26 protein-coding genes are annotated in these 26,871 nt (G+C 64.8%); 10 read left to right on the forward strand and 16 right to left on the reverse strand.

Annotation, left to right across the window (positions count from 1 at the left end; genetic code table 11):
* Window positions 1-87: 87 nt before the first annotated feature.
* Window positions 88-2,232, reverse strand: coding sequence for a methylmalonyl-CoA mutase (scpA, locus tag ACK5IR_RS00855; protein ID WP_416924950.1), 2,145 nt, complete (start codon window positions 2,230-2,232; stop codon window positions 88-90).
* Window positions 2,233-2,508: 276 nt separating this feature from the next.
* Here scpA and ACK5IR_RS00860 point away from each other — a divergent pair, with 276 nt between their 5' ends.
* Window positions 2,509-2,892, forward strand: a complete 384-nt coding sequence (locus ACK5IR_RS00860; protein ID WP_416924952.1) for a DUF4174 domain-containing protein — start codon at window positions 2,509-2,511, stop codon at window positions 2,890-2,892.
* An 85-nt stretch (window positions 2,893-2,977) separates the two neighbouring features.
* Here the strand turns inward: ACK5IR_RS00860 and ACK5IR_RS00865 are convergent, their stop codons facing one another.
* From ACK5IR_RS00865 to ACK5IR_RS00890, 6 genes are all read right to left on the reverse strand, one after another.
* The gene (locus tag ACK5IR_RS00865; RefSeq protein WP_416924954.1) at window positions 2,978-4,981 is read right to left on the reverse strand and encodes an acetyl-CoA carboxylase biotin carboxylase subunit; all 2,004 of its coding nucleotides are present in this window, start codon (window positions 4,979-4,981) and stop codon (window positions 2,978-2,980) included.
* A gap of 135 nt (window positions 4,982-5,116) precedes the next feature.
* Window positions 5,117-5,335 carry a hypothetical protein gene (locus ACK5IR_RS00870; RefSeq protein WP_416924956.1) on the reverse strand — a complete coding sequence of 73 codons (219 nt, stop codon included), beginning with the start codon at window positions 5,333-5,335 and terminating at the stop codon, window positions 5,117-5,119.
* Between the two features lie 325 nt (window positions 5,336-5,660).
* Complete coding sequence (locus tag ACK5IR_RS00875) at window positions 5,661-6,065, reverse strand: hypothetical protein (protein ID WP_416924958.1); 405 nt, start codon at window positions 6,063-6,065, stop codon at window positions 5,661-5,663.
* A 49-nt stretch (window positions 6,066-6,114) separates the two neighbouring features.
* On the reverse strand, window positions 6,115-6,567 hold the full coding sequence (locus tag ACK5IR_RS00880) for a DUF6497 family protein (RefSeq protein WP_416924960.1): 453 nt from the start codon (window positions 6,565-6,567) through the stop codon (window positions 6,115-6,117).
* Window positions 6,549-6,881, reverse strand: a complete 333-nt coding sequence (locus ACK5IR_RS00885) for a hypothetical protein (protein ID WP_416924962.1) — start codon at window positions 6,879-6,881, stop codon at window positions 6,549-6,551. The genes ACK5IR_RS00880 and ACK5IR_RS00885 overlap by 19 nt, the downstream gene beginning before the upstream one ends.
* A gap of 6 nt (window positions 6,882-6,887) precedes the next feature.
* Window positions 6,888-8,420 carry an acyl-CoA carboxylase subunit beta gene (locus ACK5IR_RS00890; protein WP_416924964.1) on the reverse strand — a complete coding sequence of 511 codons (1,533 nt, stop codon included), beginning with the start codon at window positions 8,418-8,420 and terminating at the stop codon, window positions 6,888-6,890.
* A gap of 177 nt (window positions 8,421-8,597) precedes the next feature.
* Between ACK5IR_RS00890 and ACK5IR_RS00895 the strand changes: the two genes are divergently transcribed.
* The 5 genes from ACK5IR_RS00895 (at window position 8,598) to ACK5IR_RS00915 (ending at window position 15,408) form a co-directional block, all read left to right on the forward strand.
* Window positions 8,598-9,818, forward strand: coding sequence for a multidrug effflux MFS transporter (locus ACK5IR_RS00895; RefSeq protein ID WP_416924966.1), 1,221 nt, complete (start codon window positions 8,598-8,600; stop codon window positions 9,816-9,818).
* Window positions 9,819-9,864: 46 nt separating this feature from the next.
* Window positions 9,865-11,250, forward strand: coding sequence for a helix-turn-helix domain-containing protein (locus ACK5IR_RS00900; protein ID WP_416924968.1), 1,386 nt, complete (start codon window positions 9,865-9,867; stop codon window positions 11,248-11,250).
* A gap of 114 nt (window positions 11,251-11,364) precedes the next feature.
* Complete coding sequence (locus ACK5IR_RS00905; RefSeq protein ID WP_416924970.1) at window positions 11,365-12,603, forward strand: aspartate kinase; 1,239 nt, start codon at window positions 11,365-11,367, stop codon at window positions 12,601-12,603.
* A gap of 32 nt (window positions 12,604-12,635) precedes the next feature.
* Window positions 12,636-14,876: a putative PEP-binding protein gene (locus ACK5IR_RS00910; protein ID WP_416924972.1), complete on the forward strand. Its 2,241-nt coding sequence runs from the start codon at window positions 12,636-12,638 to the stop codon at window positions 14,874-14,876.
* A 229-nt stretch (window positions 14,877-15,105) separates the two neighbouring features.
* Window positions 15,106-15,408, forward strand: a complete 303-nt coding sequence (locus ACK5IR_RS00915) for a hypothetical protein (protein WP_416924974.1) — start codon at window positions 15,106-15,108, stop codon at window positions 15,406-15,408.
* 88 nt (window positions 15,409-15,496) lie between these two features.
* Here the strand turns inward: ACK5IR_RS00915 and ACK5IR_RS00920 are convergent, their stop codons facing one another.
* The 4 genes from ACK5IR_RS00920 to ACK5IR_RS00935 all read right to left on the reverse strand — a co-directional run bounded on the left by ACK5IR_RS00920 (window position 15,497) and on the right by ACK5IR_RS00935 (window position 17,715).
* On the reverse strand, window positions 15,497-15,835 hold the full coding sequence (locus ACK5IR_RS00920; protein ID WP_416924976.1) for a tRNA-binding protein: 339 nt from the start codon (window positions 15,833-15,835) through the stop codon (window positions 15,497-15,499).
* Complete coding sequence (proC, locus tag ACK5IR_RS00925) at window positions 15,832-16,644, reverse strand: pyrroline-5-carboxylate reductase (RefSeq protein WP_416924978.1); 813 nt, start codon at window positions 16,642-16,644, stop codon at window positions 15,832-15,834. The genes ACK5IR_RS00920 and proC overlap by 4 nt, the downstream gene beginning before the upstream one ends.
* A 33-nt stretch (window positions 16,645-16,677) precedes the next feature.
* A complete protein-coding gene (locus tag ACK5IR_RS00930) occupies window positions 16,678-17,178 on the reverse strand; it encodes a YbjN domain-containing protein (RefSeq protein ID WP_416924980.1) in 501 nt (166 codons plus the stop codon).
* Between the two features lie 279 nt (window positions 17,179-17,457).
* Window positions 17,458-17,715 carry an accessory factor UbiK family protein gene (locus tag ACK5IR_RS00935; protein ID WP_416924982.1) on the reverse strand — a complete coding sequence of 86 codons (258 nt, stop codon included), beginning with the start codon at window positions 17,713-17,715 and terminating at the stop codon, window positions 17,458-17,460.
* A 95-nt stretch (window positions 17,716-17,810) separates the two neighbouring features.
* Between ACK5IR_RS00935 and lgt the strand changes: the two genes are divergently transcribed.
* From lgt to pgeF, 3 genes are read left to right on the forward strand one after another with little or no spacing between them, the layout of a single operon-like run.
* The gene (gene lgt, locus ACK5IR_RS00940; RefSeq protein WP_416924984.1) at window positions 17,811-18,737 is read left to right on the forward strand and encodes a prolipoprotein diacylglyceryl transferase; all 927 of its coding nucleotides are present in this window, start codon (window positions 17,811-17,813) and stop codon (window positions 18,735-18,737) included.
* Window positions 18,734-19,807 (forward strand): class I SAM-dependent methyltransferase, encoded by a 1,074-nt coding sequence (locus tag ACK5IR_RS00945; protein ID WP_416924986.1) that lies wholly within the window; start codon window positions 18,734-18,736, stop codon window positions 19,805-19,807. The genes lgt and ACK5IR_RS00945 overlap by 4 nt, the downstream gene beginning before the upstream one ends.
* On the forward strand, window positions 19,804-20,568 hold the full coding sequence (gene pgeF / locus ACK5IR_RS00950; protein ID WP_416924988.1) for a peptidoglycan editing factor PgeF: 765 nt from the start codon (window positions 19,804-19,806) through the stop codon (window positions 20,566-20,568). Before ACK5IR_RS00945 ends, pgeF begins: the two co-directional genes overlap by 4 nt.
* A gap of 7 nt (window positions 20,569-20,575) precedes the next feature.
* Here pgeF and ACK5IR_RS00955 read toward each other — a convergent pair whose 3' ends face one another.
* The 5 genes from ACK5IR_RS00955 to ccrA form a co-directional block, all read right to left on the reverse strand.
* Window positions 20,576-21,307: an SDR family oxidoreductase gene (locus ACK5IR_RS00955; RefSeq protein WP_416924990.1), complete on the reverse strand. Its 732-nt coding sequence runs from the start codon at window positions 21,305-21,307 to the stop codon at window positions 20,576-20,578.
* Window positions 21,304-22,830, reverse strand: coding sequence for an AAA family ATPase (locus tag ACK5IR_RS00960; RefSeq protein ID WP_416924992.1), 1,527 nt, complete (start codon window positions 22,828-22,830; stop codon window positions 21,304-21,306). Before ACK5IR_RS00960 ends, ACK5IR_RS00955 begins: the two co-directional genes overlap by 4 nt.
* A gap of 83 nt (window positions 22,831-22,913) precedes the next feature.
* Window positions 22,914-23,564: an acyl-homoserine-lactone synthase gene (locus ACK5IR_RS00965; protein ID WP_416924994.1), complete on the reverse strand. Its 651-nt coding sequence runs from the start codon at window positions 23,562-23,564 to the stop codon at window positions 22,914-22,916.
* A 119-nt stretch (window positions 23,565-23,683) separates the two neighbouring features.
* The gene (locus tag ACK5IR_RS00970) at window positions 23,684-24,397 is read right to left on the reverse strand and encodes a helix-turn-helix transcriptional regulator (RefSeq protein ID WP_416924996.1); all 714 of its coding nucleotides are present in this window, start codon (window positions 24,395-24,397) and stop codon (window positions 23,684-23,686) included.
* Between the two features lie 376 nt (window positions 24,398-24,773).
* Window positions 24,774-26,057, reverse strand: coding sequence for a crotonyl-CoA carboxylase/reductase (gene ccrA, locus ACK5IR_RS00975; RefSeq protein WP_416924998.1), 1,284 nt, complete (start codon window positions 26,055-26,057; stop codon window positions 24,774-24,776).
* A 284-nt stretch (window positions 26,058-26,341) separates the two neighbouring features.
* On the opposite strand from ccrA, the gene ACK5IR_RS00980 reads away from it, so the two are divergent.
* The coding region (locus ACK5IR_RS00980; protein ID WP_416925000.1) for a methylmalonyl-CoA mutase family protein at window positions 26,342-26,871 on the forward strand (530 nt) is incomplete at its 3' end.

Raw genomic sequence — 26,871 nt, forward strand, 5'->3', positions numbered from 1 at the left:
GGCCCCATCTGGCAGGCATTTGTGCAAAACGGCGGCAAAGAAATGGCGGCGGGCGCCCGGCCCGCCGCCAGTAGGTGTCTCTTGCGGTCAGGCGGCCTTGTCGTTCTTGCCTCCGATCAGATCCATGATCTTTGCGGCCGCCGCCGGGATATTGGTGCCGGGGCCAAAGATCGCCCTGACGCCGGAGTTGTACAGGAAATCGTAATCCTGATGCGGGATCACCCCGCCACAGATCACCACGATATCCTCGGCGCCCTGGTCCTTCAGCGCCTGTATCAGCCGGGGCGCAAGTGTCTTGTGGCCGGCCGCCTGCGACGAGATGCCGACGATATGCACATCGTTGTCGATGGCGTCCTGCGCTGCCTCCTCGGGGGTCTGGAACAGGGGCCCGACATCGACGTCGAAGCCGATATCGGCGAAAGCCGTGGCGATGACCTTGGCACCGCGGTCGTGGCCGTCCTGTCCCATCTTGACCACCAGCATCCGCGGCCGGCGGCCTTCGCGCTCGGCGAAATCCTCGACCGATTTCTGGATTCTGGCGAAATCGTCGTCCCCTTCGTAGGCGGCACCGTAGACACCGGCCAGTGTCTTCACCTCGGCCCGGTGACGGCCGAACACCTTTTCCATCGCCATGCTGATCTCTCCGACCGAAGCACGCGCCCGGGCGGCCTCGACCGCGGCTTCCAGCAGGGTGCCGCCTTCACCGGCGCGGCGGGTAACCTCGGCCAGCGCCGCCTGGCAGGCGGCCTCATCACGCTCGGCACGCAGCTTTTCGAGCCGTTTCACCTGCGACTCGCGCACGGCGATATTGTCGACATCGAGGATGTCGATCTCCTCTTCCTTCGGCAGCCGGTACTTGTTGGTGCCGACGATCACCTCCTCGCCGCGGTCGATCATCGCCTGACGTTTGGCCGCCGATTCCTCAATCCTGAGCTTGGGCATGCCGGAGTTCACCGCAGCGGTCATGCCGCCCAGTTCCTCGACCTCCTCCATCAGTTCCCAGGCCTTTTCGACCAGTTCCGCCGTCAGCGCCTCGACATAATAGGAGCCGGCCAGCGGGTCGACGACCCGGGTGATGCCCGTTTCCTCCTGCAGGATGAGCTGGGTGTTGCGCGCGATCCGGGCCGAGAAGTCGGTCGGCAGGGCGATCGCCTCGTCCAGCGCGTTGGTGTGCAGCGACTGGGTACCGCCGAGCGCGGCCGACATCGCCTCGTAGGCGGTACGCACGACATTGTTGTAGGGATCCTGCTCCTGCAGGCTGACGCCCGAGGTCTGGCAATGGGTGCGCAGCATTTTCGAACGCGGGTTTTTGGCACCGAATTCGGTCATCACCCGGTCCCACAGCGTCCGTGCCGCGCGCAGCTTGGCCACCTCCATGAAGAAGTTCATGCCGATGGCGAAAAAGAACGACAGGCGGCCGGCGAACTTGTCCACGTCCATCCCGGCCCTGATCGCGGTGCGCACGTATTCGCGCCCGTCGGCCAGGGTATAGGCAAGCTCCTGCACCAGATTGGCGCCGGCTTCCTGCATGTGGTAGCCCGAGATCGAGATCGAGTTGAACCTGGGCATCTCGTTGGCGGTGTATTCGATGATGTCGGCGATGATGCGGATCGAGGGCTCGGGCGGATAGATATAGGTGTTGCGAACCATGAACTCCTTGAGGATGTCGTTCTGGATCGTGCCCGAAAGCTGCTCGCGCGGAACGCCCTGCTCTTCGCCGGTGACGATGAAGTTCGCCATCACCGGGATCACCGCGCCGTTCATCGTCATCGACACCGAAACCTTGTCGAGCGGGATGCCGTTGAACAGTACCTTCATGTCCTCGACGCTGTCGATGGCCACGCCGGCCTTGCCGACATCGCCCTCGACGCGGGGATGATCGCTGTCATAGCCGCGGTGGGTGGCAAGATCGAAGGCGACCGAGACCCCCTGCTGGCCGGCGGCCAGCGCGCGGCGGTAGAAGGCGTTCGATTCCTCGGCGGTCGAAAAACCCGCATATTGCCGGATCGTCCACGGCCGGCCCGCATACATCGTCGCCTTCACCCCGCGGGTGAAGGGCTCGAAGCCGGGCAGGCTGCCGATGGTGGGCAGGCCCTCGGTATCGGCCGGAGTATAGAGCGGCTTGACGGTGATGCCTTCCAGCGTATGCCAGTCGAGGCTATCGAGCGGACGTCCTCGCAATTCCTTGGTCGCCAGCTCCGCCCAGTCCTGAGTTGTCTTCCTTTCGGTCATCGCGAAGCAGTCTCCTTGTTCTAGCCGCCACGGGCGGCACTGCAAAATCGTGAAACGTGTCGCGCGTCGTCACTTTCGCATACCACGGTTCCGCACGGGAACGGATGCGATTTGCCCTTAGCTTTCTTGGGACACTTGCCTATATCTTGCAAGAGACGAGGAGAGGTCATGAGTATCCCGAAAGCCCTGAGTCTGTTGATTTTGGCCCTGTTTTCGACAGTTTTGGCCGTGTCGCAGGCGCAAATGGCGGCTGCGCAGCAAACTGCCGAGGCAGGTGTGGCAGAACCGCGCGGACTGCAGATTTTCAACGCCGACGGCTTCGATATCGACCGGTATCTGTGGGTGAGCCGGGTTCTTGTCGTCTTTGCCGACACGCCTACCGATCCGCGTTTCGTCAAGCAGATGGAAATGATCGGCGAGCGGCCGACCGACCTGATCGAACGCGGGGTGATCGTGGTGACCGACAGCGACCCGGCGGCACGGTCGGCCATTCGCCAGAAGCTTCGTCCGCGCGGCTTCGCGCTGGTCCTCGTCGACAAGGACGGGGATGTGAAACTGCGCAAGCCGTCGCCCTGGCACACGCGCGAGATCGGCCGCTCGATCGACAAGACACCGCTGCGCCAGGAGGAAATCCGCGAGAGGAGCAGTTCGTCGGGATAACCCGCCAACAGCGGACAGGCGCGCGACCGACACCCCCCCGACAGGCCGGGCGCTGACAGGACGCGGCGGTTCGCGGCCCTGCCGGTCACTCGAACTCCATTATCACCTCGTCCACCGCAAGACCGTCGCCCGGAACTGCATTGATCTTGGTCACGGTCGCATGCCGCTCGGCACGCAGGATGTTCTCCATCTTCATCGCCTCGATGGTGCACAGGGCCTGCCCTTCCTCGACCACCTCTCCGACCCCGACAGCGAGCTTCACCAGAAGCCCCGGCATCGGGCACAGAAGCATCTTCGAGGTATCGGGCGGCAGCTTCTTCGGCATCAGGCGCGCCAGTTCCGCCTGTCGCGGCAGATAGATCCGCACCTTCAGATCGGCGCCCCGGTAGCGGATGCGATAGCCCGAGGTGATCTTGCCCACCTTGAACGACAGCATCTCGCCATCGACCTGTACGTGCGCCATGCTGTCGCCCGGCGTCCAGGTACTGGCCAGGTGCACCGATGCCGCACCGTCGCCGAACCTGACGATGGCGCCGGCACGGGTCGCCTCGACGATGACGGGAAACTCCCTTCCGTCGATCGAAACCACCCATTCCTTGCCGACCCGGCGCTTGTGGTTGTCCATGGTGCCCGAGATCCGCGTGCGCCGCACCTCGTAGACGCGGTACATCGCCGAAGCCACCGCCGCGACCACGTGCATATGGTGGTCTGACAGCGCAACGCCCTGAAACCCCTCGGGAAATTCCTCGGCAATGAAGGCGGTGGTGATTTTTCCGTCGATGAAGCGCCGGTGGTCCATCACCGCCGACAGGAAGGGGATGTTGTGCGCGATCCCCTCGACCTCGAAACTGTCGAGGGCGTTGCGCATGTTTTCCAGCGCCGTCGGACGGTCCGGGCCCCACGTGCAGAGCTTGGCGATCATCGGGTCGTAGTACATCGAGATCTCGCCGCCCTCGTAGACCCCGGTATCGTTGCGGACGATGTGCTCCGGCGTCCGGATCTCCGCCGGCGGGCGATAGGTCGAGAGCCGGCCGATCGATGGCAGGAAGTTGCGATAGGGATCCTCGGCATAGAGCCGGCTTTCGATCGCCCAGCCGTTGATGCGCACGTCCTGCTGCCTCAGGGCAAGCCGCTCGCCCGCCGCGACCCGGATCATCTGCTCGACAAGATCGACCCCGGTGATCAGTTCGGTCACCGGATGTTCGACCTGAAGGCGGGTGTTCATTTCAAGGAAATAGAAATTCCTGTCGCCATCGACGATGAACTCCACCGTCCCGGCCGAGGCATAGCCAACCGCATTGGCCAGCGCGACGGACTGCTCGCCCATCGCCTCGCGGGTCTCGGGGTCGAGAAACGGGCTCGGGGCCTCTTCGATGACCTTCTGGTTGCGGCGCTGGATCGAACACTCTCGTTCGTTCAGGTATATGCAGTTGCCGTGCGTGTCGGCCAGCACCTGAATCTCGATATGGCGCGGCTGGGTGACGAACTTCTCGATGAAAATCCGGTCGTCGCCGAACGAACTCGCCGCCTCGTTCTTCGAGGCCTGGAAACCCTCGCGCGCCTCCTGATCGTTCCAGGCGATGCGCATCCCCTTGCCCCCGCCGCCGGCCGAGGCCTTGATCATCACCGGATAGCCGATCTCGCGGCTGATCTTCACCGCTTCGTCCGCATCCGCGATCAGGCCCATGTAGCCCGGCACGGTCGAGACCCCGGCCTCCTGTGCCAGTCGTTTCGAGGTGATCTTGTCGCCCATCGCCACGATCGCCGAGGCCGGCGGGCCAACGAAGGCCACGCCCTCGGCTTCCAGCAGTTCGGCAAAGCGCGGGTTTTCGGACAGGAAGCCGTAGCCGGGGTGAACCGCGTCGGCGCCGGTCAGGCGGATCGCCTCCATCACCCTTTCCATGTCGATATAGGACTGCCCCGCCGGCGGCGGACCGATGCGGACGGCCTCGTCGGCCATCTGGACATGCAGCGCATTGCGGTCGGCATCCGAGTAGATGGCGACCGTCGCAATCCCCATCTTGCGCGCGGTCTTGATGATGCGGCAGGCGATCTCGCCCCGGTTGGCGATCAGCAGCTTCTTGAACATCGTCTGTTCCTTCTCGGATTTCGTCCGGGCCGGAGGCTGGCCGGTTGCGATTGGCTGACAACAAGAAAGGCCACCGGAGCGCCCGCCCCGGTGGCCAGAAACACATTCGCGCCGGACCAGCAGGTCCGGACAGGATCAGAAGGACGTGCCGGTAACGCGCGCAGCGTCGTCCGACAGCGCACCGGCCGCCGCGCCGACAAGCGCACCGGTCGCGAGGTCGTTGTCGGTCGCGCCGGCGACGACGGCACCTGCGGCCGCGCCCATGCCCGCGCGCTGAAGATCGCTGCCGCTTTCGCAGGCGGCAAGCAGACCAACGGCGGCGATGAGCGGAAGGATCTTGAGGGTACGCACCATGATGGTTCTCCGTTTCTTGGATGCTCGATGCTGCGCACTATGGCGCCGGAAGCGGGTGGTGTGAATTGCAAATACGCGATGTCGCGTTCAATTTTCCGCCCGCCATGGCAAAAAAAGAAAAACGGCAGCCGTGCCACGCAAGCACAAGACCGCCGCCAGTAGGAAAGAGTACCGCACGGGCACCCGGAAACGGCTTGAAAAGTGGGATGCGCCGCCTCCGCAGCGGTTCTGGGGCAAAACCGGCCCGACGCCAAGCGGCGGTTTCGTCCGCCGCCGCGATGGGCCGGAAATTGCCGCCGGGGCGGGCGGATCGGCGGGTTCATGCTCATCTGGCCGGCCCGATATCTTCGTCCCGATCATCCTCCGGCGCCCCGATCTCCTCGAAACCGTCAAGGACATCGGGAAAGGACCGCCGCGCCGCAGCTATATCCACCCGCAGCAGCGCATCGTAGGAAGCGGGATCGAACGGGTCCATGGCAGGCACCACCTCGCGCCCGAGAAGCCAGTTGAGCCGCCCGGCATCGAGGTTGCCGCGCTCGAAGGGCGCATCGCCGAAATGCCCGATCAGCGCTTCGAGAAAGGCGGCATCGGCGCGGCGGTCGGCCGGCCGGCGATCGGCATAGCGCTCGCGGGCCTTCAGCGGGGTTGCCCCGTCCTTGCTGGCCCGCCGGATTGTGAACTGATGGTCCGTGCCGGCCAGACGGCCGGGAAAGCCGCGGTGTTTCAGCATGGCCGCCTCCCTGCTCTCCGGATCGGAAAAAAAGTGCTTAACCGGCGGATCATTCCCAGACACAGCCTCCCTCGGCGGGCAGATATGCGCCGATGTACATCGTCGCCTCCGGGTCCATCACCCCGCGCTCCACGATCCGGTCCATCAGCGTGATGATGATCTGATCGACACCGCCCGCCTCGGCCGCCGCAGGCATACCCTCGGCATCGCACAGGTGGTCGAGATCGCCGACAACCCGATCATACCCGGCCTCGCCCTCGCCGGCCCCGATCTGCGGCGCAAGAAACCGCAGCGTCAGCCAGATCTGTCCGTCGGCCTGCTCTTCGACGATCCGGTCATGATAACTGACCTCGATCCCCGACGGCACCTGGGGATGCGGATTCGCTGCGCCGGAGGCCTGCGCACAAAGCGCCAGCGCGATACCGGCCCCGCACCGCAGCAGCGCCCGCCCGTTCGGGCCCCTTCCTTCCATCCGGTCCACAATCATGACGATCTCAGCCACCTGTCGCGATGCGAAGGATCGTCAAGAAGCGCGGCGATGCGTGCCTCGATCCTCTCGCGGTTGAACTGTGCGCCCGTGATCCGCCCGCCCGCGCGGACAGTGAGCCCGCCTCCGGCGCGAACGACCTCGACCACGGGCGAGAACCCGCGCTGCGACCGTATCGCCCGCCACAGATCCTGCCGGATCTGGCTGGCGATCCGCAGCCGCCGCGCCGCTGGCAGGGTGGTGCGCGCCTCGACGTCGAAGCGGGCCGGCAGATGTCGGGCCAGTGTCAGGCGCGCCCCGTCGCGCAGGATATGCCAGCGCTCTGCCATCGTGCCCTACAACGGGATGTTGTTGTGCTTCTTCCACGGCGTCTCGGTCCGCTTGTGCCTGAGGCTGGCAAAGGCGCGGGCGACGCGGCTGCGCGTGGAATGGGGCTGGATCACCTCGTCGATGAACCCCCGCTCGGCGGCAACGAAGGGGTTGGCGAAACGCGCCTCGTAATCGGCCGTCCGGCGGGCGATCTTCTCGGCATCGCCCAGTTCCGAACGATAGAGGATCTCGGTCGCCCCCTTGGCCCCCATCACGGCAATTTCGGCCGTCGGCCAGGCATAGTTGATATCGCCGCGCAGGTGCTTGGAACTCATCACGTCGTAGGCCCCGCCATAGGCCTTGCGGGTGATTACCGTCACCTTGGGCACCGTCGCCTCGCCAAAGGCGAAGAGCAGCTTGGCGCCATGCTTGATGACCCCGCCGTATTCCTGCGCCGTACCCGGCAGGAAGCCCGGAACGTCGACAAAGGTCAGGATCGGAATTTCGAACGCGTCGCAGAAACGGACGAACCGCGCCGCCTTCTTGGAACTGTCGATGTCGAGACAGCCGGCCAGCACCAACGGCTGGTTGGCGACCACCCCGGTCGTCTGCCCTTCGATGCGGATGAAACCGGTGATGATGTTTCCGGCATAATCGGCCTGGATCTCGTAGAAATCCGCCTCGTCCGCGACCTTCAGGATCAGTTCCTTCATGTCATAGGGCGTCTGGGCATTGTCGGGGACAAGGGTATCGAGGCTTTCCTCGAACCGGTCCGGCGTGTCGAAGAACGGCCGTACCGGCGCCTTCTGGCGGTTGTTGAGCGGCAGGAAATCGACCAGCCGGCGAATCTCGGCCAGCGCCTGAACGTCGTTGTCGAAGGCCCCGTCCGCCACGCCCGATTTTCTGGTGTGGGTGGCCGCACCGCCCAGTTCCTCGGCGGTGACCACTTCGTTGGTCACCGTCTTCACCACGTCGGGGCCGGTGACGAACATGTAGGAGGTGTCGCGGACCATGAAGATGAAATCCGTCATCGCCGGCGAATAGACCGCCCCGCCGGCACACGGCCCCATGATCACCGAGATCTGCGGGATCACGCCCGAGGCCTCGATATTGCGCTGGAACACTTCGGCATAGCCCGCCAGACTGTCGACCCCTTCCTGGATGCGCGCGCCGCCCGAATCGTTCAGCCCGATCACCGGGGCGCCGTTCTGCACCGCCATGTCCATGATCTTGCATATCTTGCGCGCATGGGTCGCCGAAAGAGAGCCGCCGAACACGGTGAAATCCTGGCTGAAGACATAGATCAGCCGCCCGCTGATCGTGCCCCAGCCGGTCACCACGCCATCGCCGGCCGGCTTTTCGGCATCCATGCCGAAATCGGTGCAGCGATGGGTCACGAACATGTCGAACTCCTCGAACGACCCCTCGTCCAGAAGAAGTTCGATCCGCTCGCGCGCCGTCAGCTTGCCCTTTTCGTGCTGGGCATCGATCCGGCGCTCGCCGCCACCCAGGCGGGCCGAGGCACGGCGCCTTTCAAGTTCCTCGAGAATGTCCTTCATGTCTCCATCCCCATATTTTCCAACGTGGATACCAAAGCATACCCAAACAGTGAAAGCGTCATCTTTGAAAATTTGCAAAATATTGGCAGAGGCAAACAAGCTAATTGAATAATTGCAAATCGAACCAGACCGCCGCCGCCGATGGACAGCCACCGGCGGACGCATTACACGCGCGGAATGTCAGCGCCAGCACCGGTCCGCATTCTCGACCGTACAACACCGCCGCATATCCTGACGCTGGTCCTGCTTGCCGGCCTGTCGGCGATGAACATGAGCATGTTCCTGCCCTCGCTACCGGCGATGACCGTGTATTTCGCCACCGACTACGCGACAATGCAGCTTGCCGTATCGCTGTATCTGGCCGCGACGGCGGCGCTGCAACTTGTCATCGGCCCGCTTTCCGACAGGTTCGGGCGGCGTCCGGTCGTGCTGGCCTCGCTGGGAATATTCATCGCCGCGACGCTGGGCTGCCTGCTGGCCCCGACCGCGCTGGTCTTCCTGGCCTTTCGCATCGCGCAATCGACCGCCGTCGTCGGCATCGTGCTGTCGCGTGCCATCGTGCGCGATATCTATCCGCAGAGCGAGGCCGCCTCGCGGATCGGCTACGTGACCATGGGCATGGCGCTGATTCCGATGATCGCCCCGATCCTCGGCGGCGCGCTGGAGCAGATCTCCGGCTGGCGCGCCACCTTCGTCTTCCTGCTTGCGGCGGGCGTGCTGGTCTGGTGGCTCTGCCGCGCCGATCTCGGCGAGACGGCGCGCAACACGCGTGTCACCTTTGGCCAGCAATTGCGCGACTATCCCGAACTTCTGCGTTCACGCCGGTTCTGGGGCTATGCACTGGCCTGCGCCTTTGCGTCGGCGGCTTTTTTTGCCTTTCTCGGCGGGGCACCCAATGTCGCCGGCGAGATCTTCGGCCTGACGCCGCTCTGGACCGGGGTCAGTTTCGGCGCCCCGGCCGCGGGCTACCTGTTCGGCAATTACCTGACCGGCCGGTTTTCGGCCCGCGTCGGCATCAACCCGATGATCCTGGCCGGCGCGCTTGCCGCGACCGGCGGGCTGGGGCTTTCGCTGGCGCTGGGATTTCTCGGCATCTCCGGGCCCGTCCTCTTCTTTTCCCTCATCACGACACTCGGGCTCGGCAACGGGCTGGTGATGCCCAATGCGACGGCGGGCATGCTGTCGGTCAGACCCGAGCTTGCCGGGACCGCCAGCGGACTGGGCGGTGCGATCATGATCGGTGGCGGCGCCGCGCTGTCGGTGCTGGCGGGGCATCTGCAGCAGGGCAGCGCCACGCCCGTTCCGCTGCAATGGCTGATGTTCCTTGCCTCGGCAATGTCGCTGGTCTGCACGCTTTACGTGCTGCGCGTGGAACGCGACGCCCGGCTTGCCTCCTGATCTTTGCAAAGACTAGGATACGACAGCCGCAAAACTGCAAAGTGCCATGACGCAGAAGAAACTCTATGCAGGCGTCAAGCTGAACGAAATCCGCACCCGGCTCGGGCTGACGCAGAAGGTCTTTGCCGCCAAGCTGGGCGTGTCGCTGCCCTATCTCAACCAGATGGAAAACAACCACCGGCCGATCTCGACCACGGTTGTACTGGCACTGGCGCAGGAGTTCGGGCAGGACGTGACCGAACTGAGCGCCGGCGATACCGAGCGCATCGTCGGCGACATGCGCGAGGCGCTGTCCGATCCGGTGTTTTCCGACATGCCGCCGCTGGCCGACCTGCGGCTTGCCGCCTCGAACGCGCCGGCCCTGACCCGCGCCTTTCTGGAGCTGCACAGCGCTTACCGGCGCAGCCAGGAACGGCTCGTCACCCTGGACGCGGCGCTGGGGCAGGCGAGCGGGCGCGTCACAGTCTCGCCATGGGAGGAGGTGCGCGATTTCTTCCATTACATGGACAATTACATCGACGCGGTGGACCGCACCGCCGAGCATTTCGGCGGCGACAACCCGATGGCGGCGGCGATGAAGACGCTCGAAAGCCGCCGGGTGACGGTTGCCATCACCGAAGAGGGCGACCTGCGTTCCTTCGATCCCGAACGGCGCGAGCTGACGCTTTCGGCGCGGTCGAGCCCGGCGACGCGCAACTTCCAGATCCTGCACCAGATCGCGCTGCTGACGCAGAACGACCTGCTCGACGCGACGCTCGATCTCGCCCGGTTCCAGAGCGCCGAGGCGCGCGCCATCGCCAGAATCGGGCTGGCGAATTACTTTGCCGGTGCGGCGCTGCTGCCCTATGGCCGGTTTCGCGCCGCCGCGCGCGAAACGCGGCACGATCTGGAACGGCTGGCGCACCGCTTCGGGGCGTCGATCGAACAGGTTGCGCATCGGCTCTCAACACTCCAGCGTGCCGGCGAAAAGGGCGTGCCGTTCTTTTTCGTCCGCGTCGATCAGGCAGGGAACATCACCAAGCGGCATTCGGCCACCCGGCTGCAGTTCGCCCGTTTCGGCGGCGCCTGCCCGCTGTGGAACGTGCACCGCGCCTTTGAAACGCCAAGCCACTTCCTGCGGCAACTGGCCGAAACGCCCGATGGCGAGCGGTACCTGCTGCTGGCGCGCGACGTGTCGAAATACGGCGGTGCCTGGGGCGCACCCGACCGGCGCAATTCGATCGCGCTCGGCTGCGAGGTCGGGTATGCGGCGCAGCTTGTCTATGCCGACGGGCTGGATACGGCGAACCCCGCCGCCTACGAGCCCATCGGCACCTCGTGCCGGATTTGCGAGCGCCGCAACTGCCAGCAGCGGTCCTTTCCGCCGCTGGAACGTACGCTGCGCTTTTCGCCCGACCGGCGCCGGGTGCTGCCCTACGAGATCGGCGACTGACCGGCGGTCCGCCGCAAGCATCGCACCCGCCCGTTTGCGCCAACGCCGCCCTTGCGTCCGGGCGGCCCTTCCCCTATCCCGCCACCGGACAACACGAAGGGACGGGCAGGTATCATGCCGCTTCTGGTGATGAAATTCGGCGGCACATCGGTCGCCACGCTGGACCGGATCCGCCGGGCGGCAAAACGTGTCGGCCGCGAAGTCGCCAACGGCTACGAGGTGATCGTCATCGTCTCGGCGATGGCCGGAAAGACCAACGAACTGGTCGGCTGGGTCGAGGCGACCTCGCCGCTGTTCGACGCCCGCGAATACGATGCGGTTGTCAGTTCGGGCGAGAACGTCACCGCCGGGCTGATGGCGCTGACGCTTCAGGAAATGGACGTGCCGGCGCGGTCGTGGCAGGGCTGGCAGGTACCGCTCAGGACGACGGACGTGCATGCCGCCGCCCGGATCGAGGAAATCCCCACCGCCAATATCAACGCCAAGTTCGCCGAGGGGATGAAGGTGGCGGTTGTCGCCGGGTTTCAGGGCATCGCGCCCGACGGCCGCATCACCACGCTGGGGCGTGGCGGATCGGACACCACGGCCGTGGCCTTTGCCGCCGCCTTCGGGGCCGAGCGCTGCGATATCTACACCGATGTCGACGGCGTCTACACCACCGACCCGCGCATCTCGTCCAGGGCCCGCAAGCTCGACAGGATCGCCTTCGAGGAAATGCTCGAACTGGCCAGCCTCGGCGCCAAGGTGCTCCAGACCCGTTCGGTCGAGCTTGCCATGCGCTACAAGGTGCCGCTGCGCGTGTTGTCGAGCTTCGAGGAATATGACCCCACAGCAGGCACGATCGTCTGCGACGAGGAGGAAATCATGGAAAGCAATGTCGTCTCGGGCGTGGCTTACAGCCGCGACGAAGCCAAGGTCACGCTGATGTCGGTCGCCGACCGGCCGGGCGTCGCCGCGGCGATCTTCGGCGCGCTGTCGGATGCCGGCGTGAATGTCGACATGATCGTCCAGAACATCTCGGAGGAAGGTCGCACCGACATGACCTTCTCCTGCCCGACCAATCAGGTCGCCCGGGCCGACCGGGCGCTTCAGGAAGCGCGCGACGCGGGGCTGCTCAACTATCACGGCCTGGTCGCCGACAACGACGTCTGCAAGGTATCGGTGGTGGGAATCGGGATGCGCTCGCACACCGGCGTCGCCGCCACAATGTTCAAGGCACTTTCCGCCGAAGGAATAAACATCAAGGTCATCACGACATCGGAAATCAAGATCTCGGTGCTGGTGGGCAGAAAATATCTGGAATTGGCCGTTCAGGCCCTCCATGATGCCTTCGGGTTGGAAAAGGCGGGCTGAAACCGCACCGCCGCCCGCAGGGGAACCGACAGGTGAGCGAGACACAAAGCAGCAGCAGACGGTTGCTGGGCCGGCTGAAGCAGGTGCTGGCCAAACCTGCCGAGGGGCAGGAGCGGCTGGATCGCATCACGCGCCTCATCGCGGGCGAGATGGGGTCCGAAGTCTGCTCGATCTACCTCTTCCGCGACGACGAGACGCTTGAGCTTTGCGCCACCGAAGGTCTCAAACCCGAGGCAGTGCACAAGACGCGCATGCGGCTGGGCGAAGGTCTGGTCGGCCGGGTAGCGCTCAGCACCAAGCCGGTCAACACCGGAAACGCCCCCTCCGAAGCCGGTTTCCGCTACATGCCCGAGACCGGAGAAGAGATCTTCTCGGCTTTTCTGGGCGTGCCGATCCAGCGGCTGGGCGAGCGGATGGGCGTGCTGGTTGTCCAGTCCCGGGAAAAGACCCCCTACGACGAGGACGAGGTCTATGCCCTCGAAGTCGTGGCGATGGTGCTGGCCGAGATGACCGAACTGGGCGCCTTTGTCGGCGAAGGTGCCGCCATGGCGGCGCCGCACCAGCATCCGGTGATGCTGCGCGGCAGTATCGGCCAGGAGGGCGGCGCCGAGGGCCGCGTCCTGCTGCACGAACCCCGCGTCGTGGTGACCAACCCCTTCGCCGACGATGCCGATGCCGAACTGCACCGGTTACGCGACGCGGTGAGCAGGCTGCGCGTATCGGTCGACGAGATGCTGACCGGCACCGACCTGTCGGACAAGGACCAGCGCGAGGTGCTGGAAGCCTATCGCATGTTCGCCAATTCCAAGGGCTGGCTGCGGCGCATGGAGGCCGACATCAACCGCGGCCTGTCGGCCGAATCGGCGGTCGAGAAAGAACAGACCTCGGCCCGGGCCCGGCTCGAACAGGTACCCGATCCCTATATGCGCGAACGGCTGCACGACCTCGACGATCTGTCGAACCGGCTGCTGCGCCTGCTGACCGGACAGGGCGCAAACACCGGCGTCGATACACCGGATGACCCGGTTCTGGTGGCGCGCAACATCGGCCCCGGCGAGCTTCTCGCCTATGGGCGCGGGCTCAGGGCCATTGTGCTGGAGGAAGGGTCGGTCGGCAGCCATGCCGCCGTGGTGGCCCGGGCGCTGGCGATTCCGCTGGTCATCAACTGCGAGCGCATCACCGCCGAGGCGCTGAACGGCGACCGGATCATGGTCGATGGCGATCAGGGGATCGTCCACCTGCGCCCCGAGGATACCGTCGCCGCCGCGTTCCGCGACAAGATGGCGATGCAGGCCAAGGCGCAGGAACGCTACGCCTCGATCCGGCGCGTTCCGGCGACCACGGTCTACGGCCCGACGATCCGCCTCGACATGAACGCCGGCCTGATGGCCGATCTTCCGTCGCTGAAATCTTCCGGCGCCGAGGGTGTCGGCCTGTTCCGGACCGAGCTTCAGTTCCTTGTCCGCAACAAGTTTCCGACGCGCGGTGAACTTGCGGCGCTCTACTCGCGCGTGCTCGACGCGGCGAACGGCAGGCGTGTCGCCTTCCGGACGCTGGACATAGGCTCCGACAAGGTGCTGCCCTACATGAAGCCGCAGGACGAGCCCAACCCGGCTCTTGGCTGGCGGGCAATCCGGGTCGGGCTCGACAAGCCAGGCGTCATGCGCATGCAGTTGCAGGCCCTGATTCGCGGCGCCAAGGGCCGGCCGCTGACCGTGATGTTCCCCTTTATCGCCCAGTTCGAGGAATTCAGGATTGCCCGCCAGCAATTTCTTGACGAACTTGCGCGCGAGGAACGTCTCGGCCATCCGCTGCCACAAAAGGTCGAGATCGGCGCGATGCTGGAGACCCCCAGCCTCGCCTTCGCGCCCAAGCACCTGTTCGACATAACCGATTTCATTTCGGTCGGCGGCAACGACCTGAAACAGTTCTTCTTCGCCGCCGACCGCGAGAACGAACGGGTGCGCCGCCGCTACGACACACTCAGCGTTTCCTATCTGACATTTCTCGAATGGATCGTCATGCGTTGCCGCGAGACGCGCACCCCGCTCAGCTTCTGCGGCGAGGACGCCGGCCGGCCGGTGGAGGCACTGTGCTTCGCCGCCATGGGGTTTCGCGCCCTGTCGATGCGGCCCGCCTCGATCGGCCCGGTCAAGCATCTTCTGCGGCGCTCCAACCTCGCCGAGGTACGCGAGGTGATTGATGCCGCGCGCGCAAGCGGCGCCCCCACCGTTCGCCCCGCCGTCATGGACTGGCTGCGTCAGCAGGGCTGATCGCCGCAACCTGTCTGAAAAGACAGGATGATTCATGCCATCAATGGCTTGAGGTCACGCTTCCCAGCGCCTAGCGTTGCGGAAGGAACAGGAATACCGGCCACCATCGGTCGAATTCGCGGCCCCGATCCCAGCCTGCTCCGCAACGCAGTGAACCGCCCGGATACCCGGCGCGGGGTAAGTATATAGTGTCGCAGCGACGGCGCGCAGCCCCCGGGAGCGCATACAGGTGACAGACGTGTTGAGGGTGGCAATCTCACGCAGCCGCAGCGAGGTGGCGCGGCTGGTTCTGGAAAGGATCGCCTGGCGCGGTTACATCCCGCCCGAAGCCGGAGATGCGGAAGAGGTGGTCTGGCACCTCCCCGCCGATCAGGTCGACCTGATCCGCTCCGTCCTGCGCCGGAACCGCCGCCTGGCGGGCGACGCACCCGCCGATCGAAGCGCCATCGACGATGTCTGCGACAGCATTGCCGCAGAATCGCACCGCACCGGTATCCGCCCCGATTACGGCCCCAACACTTTCGGCGCGTGACCCGCAGCGCACGGATCACCCGCTACCAGCCGAATACCCTGCCGCAGGGCGCGTACGACCTGCCCGCGACGCAAGCTGCGGTATCGGGTCAGTACATCCTGCCCCCGAGAGGAACATCCCGCGACGGGGCGAGCAGCACCACCTCTCCGTCTTCGTCCGGCACACCCAGTACCAGAACCTCGGACATGAACCTGCCGATCTGGCGCGGTGGAAAATTGACCACCGCAAGCACCTGACGACCGGGCAGGTCGTCGAGCGCGTAGTGCCGGGTAATCTGCGCCGAGGATTTCCTTTCGCCGATTTCCGGCCCGAAATCGACACGCAGCTTGTAGGCGGGCTTGCGGGCTTCGGGAAAAGGCTCCGCCGCCACGATCCGGCCGACGCGGATGTCGACCCTGAGAAAATCGTCGAACGCTATCTGCATCATCGTCCCAGTTCCCGGCTGCGGTCAGCGGCAGCACCCACGGCCTTCGACATCAGCACGGGCAGCCCGTCCTCCTCGCTCATCAGCAGTTCAAGCGCGGCGGCGGTGGTACCGTTGGGCGAGGTCACGTTGATCCGAAGCTGCTCGGCGCTTTCCTCGGAGCGGTGCAGAAGCTCGCCGGCGCCAATCACCGTCTGCCGTGCCAGTTCCATCGCAAGCTCGGGCGGCAGGCCCTGCAACTCGCCGGCAAGTGCCATCGCCTCGACCAGGTGGAAGACATAGGCTGGCCCGGAACCGGAAACCCCGGTAACGGCATCGATCTGGTTTTCGGAATCGAGCCGGACTACCCGCCCGACCACGCCGAGAAGTGACTCGGCAAGCGCCATCTGGTCTTCGCTCGCATGCGCATTGCCGATAATCGCCGTGATGCCGCGCCCGACGGCGGCGGGCGTGTTCGGCATGGCGCGGACGATCGGCGTTTCCGCTCCGAGAATGCTCTCCAGCCTTTCGATCGTCGTGCCGGCGGCAACGCTCAGAAACAGCGTGTCGCCGTTGCCGAAACGCGCCATCGCCGGCAGCGCCTCGTCCATCGTCTGCGGCTTTACGGCTATCAGCACGATTGCCGGATTGTCGGGAAGTTCGGCATTCACCCCGACACCCTGACCGGCCAGCCACTCTGCCGGTTGCGGGTCGATCACCGTGATCGCCGCTGGCGGAAACCCGTCGGCCAGCCAGCCCCGCAGCATCGCCGACCCCATCTTTCCGCAGCCCAGCAGCACCAGCCCGCGGCGCCGCAGATCGTCCATATCCATGAGAGTTGTCCCCCTGTCGTTCGGGGGCGGAGGTTATGCGCGCCCGTAAGCCTCTGCAATGGCAACCTGCATTGCGGCCTCGGGCTCCTGATCGGCCCACACGACAAGCTGGAAGGCGGGATAATAGCGTTCGGCCGCAGTAACGGCTGTCGCGATCAGCCGGTCGATCTGATCGGGGCTCGCCACCTGCCCCCCCGACAGCAGCAGACCGTAGCGATAGGTCATGAGTTGCTGTTCGCTCCAGTAGGTGAAGGCCCCGGCCCAGCAATTGTCATTGACCCGGTTCAGCGCCTCGTAGAGCTTGGGCAGCTTCGCCTCGGGCGGCTCCATCTCGAAGGTGCAGATCAGCCGCAACGTCTCGTCGAAGGCAGACCAGGCCAGCGTGATCGAATAGGTCCGCCACTGCCCGGCAACCGCCATGGCGATCTGGTCGTCGGCAATCCGGTCGAAATCCCAGGAATGGTGCTCCGCCAGCGTCTCGACGATATCGATGGGATGAAGATCGTCGGTCAGGAACTCTTCTGAAAGTGACATGCCGGGCCTCGCTGTGTTAGCCTCAGTCCATTCGCTCGCGACTAGGGCTTGGTGCCTGCTCAAATTCCGGCGGTGTTATAACACCGTCCATACCATATATGGTGGGAGCAAAATGACGGCGCTGTAAAGCTGTATTTTTGTAAAAGTCGACTCGTCATGCCCGACCTGTTGCCCCGGCCGACCGCACGGCGCAACAGTCGCACGCATCCGACAAGCGAAATTCCCGATCTGCCTGCGAAAACTCCGGGCAGCCACGCAAAAGGCCGGCGCCCGTGCGGATTACCTGTCCGGTGTGCCGACGGGCGTTTCGAGCGCGTCGAGACGCGCTTTCAGCACCTCGTTCTCCTCGCGCGCTTTCTGGGCCATGGCGCGCACGACCTCGAATTCCTCGCGGGTGACAAAATCGCGATTGGCCAGCCAGCGGTCGATCATCGAGTTGAAGGCCGTCTCGGCTTCGTCCTTTGCGCCCTGGGCCACACCCATCGCATTGGTCATCAACTGCGACAGGTCGTCGAAAAATCTGTTTCGGGTTTGCATGGGCCATCCGTCGGTTACATTCGCTTCCTATATGGTCCGCGCGCCGCCGGGCTACAAGGTTGACTTCGCCGCAGACTGCTTCACATGTGCACCCGATGAAAGCCCTGATCCCGTTTCCCGAACTGAACCCGGAGCTGTTCTCCTTCTCGATCTTCGGGATGGATTTCGCGCTGCGCTGGTATGCGCTGGCCTATATCGCCGGGCTGTTGCTGGGCTGGTGGATGCTGGTGCGGCTGCTGAAGCGCCCGGCGCTCTGGCCTGCCAATCGTCCGCCGATGCGCCCGGGGCAGGTCGAGGATCTGCTGACATGGATCATCCTCGGGGTGGTGATCGGCGGCAGGCTGGGTTTCGTCCTGTTCTACATGCCCGGATATTACCTGACCCGCCCGCTGCAGATTTTCGCCGTCTGGGAAGGCGGGATGTCGTTTCACGGCGGTTTGCTCGGCGTGGTCATCGCAACGTGGCTATATGCCGGGCGGCACGATATTCCGCGGCTCAGCATGGCCGACGCGCTGGCGATCGCCACGCCGCCGGGCCTGTTTTTCGGCCGGCTGGCGAATTTCGTCAACAGCGAGCTCTGGGGCCGCGCCAGCGATGCGCCGTGGGCGATGAAATTCCCCACGATGTGCAGGGATCCGCTGGTTCAGGGATGCGCGCAGGTGGGCGAGTGGTTCTATCTGGGCGACGAGGTGCCCCGCCACCCCAGCCAGCTTTACGAGGCGACCCTGGAAGGGCTGCTGCTGGGCGCGGCGCTGCTGTGGCTGGCCTTGCGCGGGGGCGGACTGAAGAAGCCGGGGCTGATCGCCGGGGTTTTCTTTGCCGGATACGGGCTGTCGCGATTTGTGGTGGAGTATTTCCGCCAGCCCGACAGCCAGTTCGCCTCGCCCGACAATCCGGTCGGATTTGTCATCCACGGCGGGCCGGTCGGCCTGACGATGGGGCAAATGCTGTCGCTTCCGATGATCGCGCTCGGTCTGGCACTGATCTGGCGGGCATTTCGAAGAGCCGCTGCGGCATCATGAGCGAACTGCGCACCGTCCTGATCCGGAGAATCCTGGCGACCGGTCCGCTGACCCTTGCCGATTACATGGCGGAATGTCTGTTTCACCCCAGCCTTGGCTACTATACCGGCGCCGAGGTTTTCGGAGCGGCAGGCGATTTCACCACCGCGCCGGAAATCAGCCAGGTGTTCGGCGAGATACTGGGGCTGGCGCTTGCCCAGGGCTGGATCGATCAGGGCCGCCCCGAAACCGTGGCGCTTGCCGAACTCGGCCCCGGGCGCGGCACACTCATCGCCGACATGCTGCGGGCCGCGACGGCGGTGGCGGGCTGGCGGAGCGCGCTGCGGGTGCATCTGGTCGAGGCGAGCCCGAAACTGCGCGAGGTACAGCGCCGCGCGCTCGGCGAGGCGCCGGCGAAATGGCACCACACGGTGCAGGATTTGCCCGAGGCGCCGCTCTACCTGGTCGCCAACGAATTTTTCGACGCGCTTCCGATACGCCAGTTTGTCCGCGACGGCGGCGCGTGGCGCGAGCGGATAATCGTGGTGCGCGATGGCGCGCTGTCGTTCGCGCTGAGCGAACCGGTGCCGGTCGCCGCGCTGGCGCACCGGCTCGCCGATACGCGCGACGGGGATGTGGTGGAACACTGCCCGGCGCTTGCCGGCATCGTGGGCGAAATCGCCCGCCGGATCGTAACCTGCGGAGGGATGGCGCTGATCGTCGATTATGGCGGATGGCGATCGCTGGGAGACACCTTTCAGGCCCTCCGCAACCATCGCGGAACCGATCCGCTGGCGGCGCCGGGTCATGCCGATCTGACCGCCCATGTCGATTTCGAACGGATCGCCGCCGCCGCGCTGGACGCGGGCGCAGCCATAACGCCGCTGACCGGACAGGGCGCGTTTCTGGAGCTGCTGGGAATCACCGCGCGCGCGCAGGCACTTGCCGCCCGGATAGCGCCGGGGCCGGCGCTCGAAAACCATATTGCCGCGCATCGGCGCTTGACCCACCCGCAGGAAATGGGTTCGCTCTTCAAAACGCTCGCCATCTATCCGCCCGATACCCCGCAGCCGCCCGGATTCGCCCGATGACCCTGGAAATCCTGACATCCGATTCGCTCTCGCCGCTGCGCCATGGCTTTTTCACCCGGCATGGCGGGGCGTCATCGGGCGTGTTCGAGGGGCTGAATTGCGGAACCGGATCCTCGGATCAGGCGGATATCGTGGCGATCAACCGCAAGCGCGTCGCTCAGGCGATGGGGGTCGATACCGGTCGCCTGATATCCATGCGCCAGGTTCACTCGGCATCGGTTCACACCCTGACCGGCGTGCCGGCCGCCCCCCCCGAGGCGGACGGGCTGGTTACCGACCTGCCCGGCCATGCCCTGACCGTGCTGACGGCAGATTGCCAGCCGGTATTGTTCGCCGATCACGACGCGCGGGTGATCGGCGCCGCGCATGCGGGCTGGAAAGGCGCCATGAACGGGGTTCTCGAAGCGACACTCGATGCGATGGAGGCGCTTGGGGCCGAGCGGGGCAATACGGTGGCGGTGATCGGCCCGACGATCAGCCAGCGCGCCTATGAGGTCGGCTGGGACTTTTACGACGATTTCATCGCCGAGGACCCGGACAACCAGCGGTTCTTTTCCGGTGGCGGTGCGCAGAAGCCGCATTTCGACCTGCCCGCCTATGGGCTTCACCGGCTCCGGAGCGCCGGTATCGGGCATGCGTCATGGACACGCCACTGCACCTATTCCGACGAGGCGCGCTTCTATTCCTACCGTCGCTCGGTACACCGGGGCGAGGCCGATTACGGCCGGCTGATCGCCGCGATCCGGCTTTCGCCCGTATGACATACGGTCAGCCGCGTCCGACATAGGGCATTTCATTCGCCATCAGCGTCATGAACAGGACATTGGCATGGGCGGGCAGTGTCGCCATCTGCCAGACGGCATCGGCGACAAGGTCCACCTCGATGGTTGGCGGTGGCTGCACTCCCTCGGCGCGCGCCTTCTGCTCGATCGCTTCGAGCAACCCGGTCCGGGCATTGCCGACATCGATCTGTCCGCAGGCGATCCCGAGCGCCCGCCCGTCGAGCGATATCTGGCGTGTCAGCCCGGTGACCGCATGTTTGGTGGCGGAATAGGGGGCGGCGCCCTCGCGCGGGACATGGGCCGAGATGGAACCGTTGTTGACGATACGCCCGCCCCGGGGCACCTGCCGCCGCATCTGGCCGAATGCCGCGCGCGCCGCCAGGAACATCCCGGTCAGGTTCACTTCCACCGAGCGCCGCCAGTCCTCGACCGACACCCGGTCAATGGGCGCGGGTTCAGTGAACAGACCCGCGTTGTTGAACAGCACATCCAGCCGGCCGGTGGTGGACACAAGCGATTCGATGGCCCGGGCGACCGAGCTTTCGCTCGTCACGTCGCCGGGCAGCACATGCGCGCCGGCTTGGCCGCCGGCGATCCGCTCAAGGGCGTCGCGACGCCGGGCGAACAGGCCGACCTGCCAGCCCTCGCGCAGGAATTTCCCGGCGGTGGCGGCGCCGATGCCGCTCGATGCGCCGGTGATCAGGATGGTTCCGGTCATGGCTCCATGCTCTCCAGTTTCAGCGACGGAACCGGCGGCGCCAGATCGTCGGTGCCCAGAACGGATTGCGGCCGCCCCAGACGATAGCGCGTCACCCAGATCAGCCTTTCCTGGGCGCGGGTGATGGCGACATAGGCAAGCCGCTTCCACAACGGCTGGCCCGCCTCGATCCGGCCGGTTCGGGCCGCCGCATAGAGATCGGGCGCGAAAACCTGCACCGTCGGCCATTGCGAGCCCTGCGCCTTGTGGATGGTCACCGCAGCACCGTGCAGGAACGCCGCCCCCATTTTCGCTGCGAAGGGGATGAACGGCTCGTCCTCATCAGGCGTTTCGATCTTGATGATCGAGGCGGCGGACAGGCGCGGGTCTTCCGCCCCGATGATGTGGAGAAGCGAGAAGCCGGCCTTGCGCCCCGGTCCGAGATAGACGACCTGCGCGCCCTTGATCAGCCCGCGCGCCTCGAGATCGATACGCTTGCGCCGGTGCTTTACCGGAAGCTCCAGCCCGTCGCAGATCAGCGGCTCGCCCGGCAGCAGAGCATCCGCCGGCGCGCCGTGCACCGCCCGGAAGGCATGGATGAGGCGTATTCTGGTCGCGTTCCGCCACACGAGCACCGGCGAGCGCGCCATCAGATCGGCATCGACCCGCCCGGAGACGGCGACCCTCGCATCCTCGTTGGCGGCGGTTTCGATCATTCGCTCGAACTGCTCGAACCCGAGATCGGGGTCCGACAGCGCATGCGCCAGATCGAGGATCGGGTTGTCGCCCGCCTGCCGGTGCACCCGGTGCAGAACCAGCTTGCGGCTGTCGGGCAGCGTATCGAACACCATCTCGCCCGAGTTGTTGACCGGCGCCAGCTGCGCGGGATCGCCGAACAGGATCAGGGTGGGAAAGATCTCTTTCAGGTCATCGAACTGCCGCCTGTCGAGCATCGAGCTTTCATCGACGAGCCCGATGTCCAGCGGCTCCTCGCGCCGTTTCCAGCCGGTGATGAAATCGGAGCCGCGCAGGCCGGCAGCGGCCAGCGCACCCGGTATCGACCTGTGCGCCTGAAAAAAGGCAAAGGCGCGTTCAAGCGCCGCCTCGGTCAGCCCTTCGATTTCGGGCTTCTCCCCCTGCCCGGCCAGCCATTCCGCGATACGCTCGTATTCGGGGTCGTAGACGGGCGTATACAGGATACGGTGGATGGTCGTGGCCGGCACGCCGCGGGAACGCAGCACACTTGCCGCCTTGTTGGTCGGCGCCAGTATCGCCACCGTCCGCCGGTCCTTGCGCGGTCGCCCCTCCCAGTCGCCCGAAACGTAATCGACGCCGATCCCGGCCAGTTCGCGTGCCAGGCGCGCCAGAAGCAGGGTCTTGCCCGAACCGGCCTTGCCGATCACCGCAACCGTGCCGCTGTCGTGCCGGGGCGGCGGGGCCAGACGTTCGCCCACAAGATCGACCCCCGCGGCGACGAGCACCTCCGTCGCGGTGTCCCAGGCCTGCGCCTGATCGTCAGAGAACTGTACCGCAGCCGTGCCCATGGGCGGACCCTAGCGCTCCCGCTCCCGGGACGCCAGAGTCCGCATGGCAACCCTCACCCTTCCCGCGGGACGCGGCCACGGTTTCAGGCGATTCGCCTGATCTCGTCGTGATCGGGCATCAGCGGCGCGCGATTGAACGAATGATCGAACCAGGTGAGCGAAGTCTCGCGGTCGATCCCCAGCCGCGCCAGGGTTGGCTTCCAGGCTTCCGGCTTCATCTCCCACAGGCCGACACCGATCCGGTCCTTGCCTTCGCCCGCCGCGCCGATGACATCGGGATCGACGTGATAGAGACGATAGATCCGCTCCATCCGGGGGTCGAACACGCCGCAGAAATGCGAGAGCTTGAAATTGTCCATCAACTCGCCGGCACCGAGAACCAGCGCGGCGGCGGCGCGGCGGTCGGCGCGCGGCGAGATGCAGAAGCGCGTGCATTCCCAGATGAAGGGTGATTCGATCTTCACGCCGTCGGTCAGATGCGAGAAATGCTCGTTGATCATCGTCCGGCCGGTGGTCGGCAGAAAACGCATGGACCCGCCATGCGAGCCGTCCTCAAGCTCCCAGATCACGTAGAGCGGATTGAGCAGATCGTATTGATCATGCTCCTCTCCCTGGGAATCGACGTTGACTTCCCAGCCGAGACGACGGTGAAACTGCTCGGCCCGGTCGTGAAACATCGAGGCGCGCAGGCGGGGAAAACGATTGAGTTTGGTTCCGTAAATATAACGCAGCATGACGAGAGGCTCCTTTCCGTCAGATGAGAAAAGGATTGTAGTAGGTTGGTTAACAACACCCTACAACAACCTGAGGTTGACGCCGCAGAAAGTGTACAATTTGTGCCCGACGGGCTCGATCACACAACGATCAGACCGCGACTTAACGCGCGCGCAACCGCATGGGTCGTATTTACGGCGCCCAGCTTGTGCCGGGCGGCCTCGATGTAGACTCGAAGCGTATGTTCGGAAATGTCCATTTCCACCGCCGCCTGAGCCCGGTTCATACCCTTCGCAAGATAGGTCATGGCCGCAAGCTCGCGCGGCGAAAGCGCAGGTGCCGGTGCCGAATCTCCTCCCTGTTCGAATTCCAGAGCCTTTTTATTGAATTCATGCGCAATTATCATCAGATCGCGCATGTTTTCGTCGACGAACCCGGCCCATGTGTAATCGTCGCAATGGTCCGAGGCGGTAAAAAGTGCAAACTGACCCGAGGGGCCGCGTATCGGTATGCTCAGCCCCTGATTCCCGACACCGAATCTGGTCGCCTCCGCCAGAAAGGCCCGCGCGGTGCGCGACGACCAGTCCAGTTCCTTCCAATCGACGGGATTGAAGCGTTGCAGGCAGCCGAGGATGACCGGATCCATCCGCAGGTAATCCTTCTCGACGTAGCGGTCCACCCACTCCTGGCTGTAGGTGCCGGCGCCGAAACGTTCGCCAACGCTGTTCACCCAGTGATAGACGATGTGCGCCACGCCGTAGTGATCCCGCAACTGCTCGGTCGCGGTCTGAAGGTCGCCGACATCCGCAGCATCCTGGACGAACTCACATAGGGCTTCGAGGCTTTCCTTCATGTCCGGCCGTTTCCGGCAGCCCTCCAGTTTATCGGGCGCGCTTTCTGCCCGCCTGCACCGCGCACCAGCCGGACACTCCGGCCGTACGCATGAAATTGACGTCCGAGACCCGGGACACACGACCGAAGAACCGCGCCCCGCGACCGGTCCGATCCCGCGCGCATGCCATGCCGTTCTGAAAGCCTCGTCGGGAACGTTAACAAAATCTCGGCCGAGTCCTAGCACGAACGTTGAGCGCAATCAAAAAAAACTGCCCCGAACCTCCCCATATATGGGGAGGCGAAAAATACCAAGCCGTTGATTCCACGTGGACAGAAAACCGAAGACCGCCACCCGGGTCGGGCGGCGGCCTGATTTCACAGCAAAACAGCTTGCGCTAACGACGCGCCTCCAGCGCATCCTCCAGGGTACGCAGGCCGGTTGTCGGGGCCTGAACCAGAACCGCCATGTTCCCGGGCTTGTGTTCGTTGCGCAACATCTTCATGTGCGCCGTCGGAATTTCGGACCAGGGAAACACTTCGGACATGCAGGGATCGATACGGCGCTCCAGCATCAGGCGGTTGGCCGCCGCTGCTTGTTTGAGATGAGCGAAATGGCTTCCCTGCAGGCGTTTCTGATGCATCCACATGTAGCGCACGTCGAAGGTGCAGTTGAAGCCCGAGGTTCCGGCGCAGATCACCACCATGCCGCCCTTCTTGACCACGAAGGTCGAGACCGGGAAGGTCGCCTCGCCCGGATGCTCGAAGACCATGTCGACGTTGATGCCCTTGCCGGTGATCTCCCAGATCGCCTTGCCGAACTTGCGCACCTCGGTGAACCAGGCGGCGTATTCCGGCGTGTTCACCCTGGGCAATTGTCCCCAGCAGTTGAAATCCTTGCGGTTGATCACTCCCTTGGCGCCCAGCCCCATGACGAAACCGCGCTTGTCCTCGTCCGAGATGACGCCGATCGCATTGCCGCCCGCCGCGTTGATCAACTGGATCGCGAACGAGCCGAGCCCGCCCGACGCGCCCCAGACCAGAACGTTCTGCCCCGGTTTCAGTTCGTGCGGATGGTGGCCGAACAGCATCCGGTAGGCGGTTGCCAGCGTCAGCGTGTAGCAGGCGCTTTCCTCCCATGTCAGGTGCTGCGGACGTCGCAGAAGCTGCTGGGCCTGCACGCGGGTGAACTGGGCGAAAGAGCCGTCCGGGGTCTCGTAGCCCCAGATACGCTGCGACGGAGAGAACATCGGATCGCCACCGTTGCATTCCTCGTCATCGCCGTCGTCCTGATTGCAGTGAATCACGACCTCGTCGCCGACCTTCCAGTTCCGGACCCCCGCCCCGACGGCCCAGACGATGCCCGATGCGTCCGAGCCCGCGATGTGATATTCCGCCCCGTGCCCGTCGAAGGGCGAGACGGGTACCCCAAGGCCGGCCCAGACACCGTTGTAGTTCACCCCCGCCGCCATGACGAGAACCAGCACCTCGTGCGTGTCGATCGCCGGCGTATCGACCACCTCGACCTGGAACGACTTGTCGGGCTCGCCGTGGCGCTCGCGGCGGATCGCCCATGCGTACATCCTGGGCGGCACATATCCCATCGGGGGCATTTCACCGATCTCGTAGAGATCCTTTTCCGGGGCCGCATAGGTTGCGTGGGTCATGTCGTCCAGTGCCATCCGTGCCTCCTGACCAGGGGTCGCCGCGCCGCAGAATCGGCGCCGGGCTTCCAGCCGTGATAAAATCCGACACGCAATATTGCAATTGACTATTGCCGTTTCTTTGAAATTTTATGTCTCGCACATCCATCGAGCATGGGCATTCCGCGAAAAACCATGCCTTCCGTGCGTCGTCGCGGTGCGCCGGTCGCTGCCGCGTTGCAGCGAATTGACAGCGCCACTTTGTTTCGAATACTTCGATCCGAACGGAATAATCTTGCCCTGACGCGAAACGAGGTTCCCAGATGTCCGAATCGCCCAAAGACCGCCCCTGGCTGTTCCGCACCTATGCCGGCCACTCGACCGCGCAGGCGTCCAATACGCTCTACCGGAGCAATCTGGCAAAGGGTCAGACCGGTCTTTCCGTCGCCTTCGACCTGCCGACCCAGACCGGCTATGACAGCGATCACGCGCTGGCGCGTGGCGAGGTGGGCAAGGTCGGCGTGCCGGTATCGCATCTGGGCGACATGCGGACACTGTTCGAGGGGATCCCGCTCGAACAGATGAACACGTCGATGACGATCAATGCCACGGCGCCATGGCTTCTGGCGCTCTATATCGCCGTGGCCGGGGACCAGGGCGCCGATATCGCAAGGCTTCAGGGCACGGTCCAGAACGACATCATCAAGGAATACCTGAGCCGCGGCACCTATCTCTGCCCGCCGCGCCCGTCGCTGCGGCTGATCACCGATGTTGCCGAATACTGCTATCGCGCGGTTCCCAGATGGAACCCGATGAACGTGTGCTCCTACCACCTGCAGGAGGCCGGCGCGAC

Origin of the sequence: Tropicimonas sp., assembly GCF_047971885.1 — a bacterium.
Taxonomy (GTDB): Bacteria; Pseudomonadota; Alphaproteobacteria; order Rhodobacterales; family Rhodobacteraceae; genus Tropicimonas.

What these genes read in the sequence shown, in the direction of transcription:
- scpA (WP_416924950.1), bottom strand. Translation starts at nt 2,232, where the DNA reads ATGACCGAAAGGAAGACAACTCAGGACTGGGCGGAGCTGGCGACCAAG.
- ACK5IR_RS00865 (WP_416924954.1), bottom strand. Translation starts at nt 4,981, where the DNA reads ATGTTCAAGAAGCTGCTGATCGCCAACCGGGGCGAGATCGCCTGCCGC.
- ACK5IR_RS00870 (WP_416924956.1), bottom strand. Translation starts at nt 5,335, where the DNA reads ATGGTGCGTACCCTCAAGATCCTTCCGCTCATCGCCGCCGTTGGTCTG.
- ACK5IR_RS00875 (WP_416924958.1), bottom strand. Translation starts at nt 6,065, where the DNA reads ATGCTGAAACACCGCGGCTTTCCCGGCCGTCTGGCCGGCACGGACCAT.
- ACK5IR_RS00885 (WP_416924962.1), bottom strand. Translation starts at nt 6,881, where the DNA reads ATGGCAGAGCGCTGGCATATCCTGCGCGACGGGGCGCGCCTGACACTG.
- ACK5IR_RS00890 (WP_416924964.1), bottom strand. Translation starts at nt 8,420, where the DNA reads ATGAAGGACATTCTCGAGGAACTTGAAAGGCGCCGTGCCTCGGCCCGC.
- ACK5IR_RS00895 (WP_416924966.1), top strand. Translation starts at nt 8,598, where the DNA reads ATGTCAGCGCCAGCACCGGTCCGCATTCTCGACCGTACAACACCGCCG.
- ACK5IR_RS00900 (WP_416924968.1), top strand. Translation starts at nt 9,865, where the DNA reads ATGACGCAGAAGAAACTCTATGCAGGCGTCAAGCTGAACGAAATCCGC.
- ACK5IR_RS00905 (WP_416924970.1), top strand. Translation starts at nt 11,365, where the DNA reads ATGCCGCTTCTGGTGATGAAATTCGGCGGCACATCGGTCGCCACGCTG.
- ACK5IR_RS00920 (WP_416924976.1), bottom strand. Translation starts at nt 15,835, where the DNA reads ATGATGCAGATAGCGTTCGACGATTTTCTCAGGGTCGACATCCGCGTC.
- proC (WP_416924978.1), bottom strand. Translation starts at nt 16,644, where the DNA reads ATGGATATGGACGATCTGCGGCGCCGCGGGCTGGTGCTGCTGGGCTGC.
- ACK5IR_RS00930 (WP_416924980.1), bottom strand. Translation starts at nt 17,178, where the DNA reads ATGTCACTTTCAGAAGAGTTCCTGACCGACGATCTTCATCCCATCGAT.
- ACK5IR_RS00935 (WP_416924982.1), bottom strand. Translation starts at nt 17,715, where the DNA reads ATGCAAACCCGAAACAGATTTTTCGACGACCTGTCGCAGTTGATGACC.
- lgt (WP_416924984.1), top strand. Translation starts at nt 17,811, where the DNA reads ATGAAAGCCCTGATCCCGTTTCCCGAACTGAACCCGGAGCTGTTCTCC.
- ACK5IR_RS00945 (WP_416924986.1), top strand. Translation starts at nt 18,734, where the DNA reads ATGAGCGAACTGCGCACCGTCCTGATCCGGAGAATCCTGGCGACCGGT.
- pgeF (WP_416924988.1), top strand. Translation starts at nt 19,804, where the DNA reads ATGACCCTGGAAATCCTGACATCCGATTCGCTCTCGCCGCTGCGCCAT.
- ACK5IR_RS00955 (WP_416924990.1), bottom strand. Translation starts at nt 21,307, where the DNA reads ATGACCGGAACCATCCTGATCACCGGCGCATCGAGCGGCATCGGCGCC.
- ACK5IR_RS00960 (WP_416924992.1), bottom strand. Translation starts at nt 22,830, where the DNA reads ATGGGCACGGCTGCGGTACAGTTCTCTGACGATCAGGCGCAGGCCTGG.
- ACK5IR_RS00965 (WP_416924994.1), bottom strand. Translation starts at nt 23,564, where the DNA reads ATGCTGCGTTATATTTACGGAACCAAACTCAATCGTTTTCCCCGCCTG.
- ACK5IR_RS00970 (WP_416924996.1), bottom strand. Translation starts at nt 24,397, where the DNA reads ATGAAGGAAAGCCTCGAAGCCCTATGTGAGTTCGTCCAGGATGCTGCG.
- ccrA (WP_416924998.1), bottom strand. Translation starts at nt 26,057, where the DNA reads ATGGCACTGGACGACATGACCCACGCAACCTATGCGGCCCCGGAAAAG.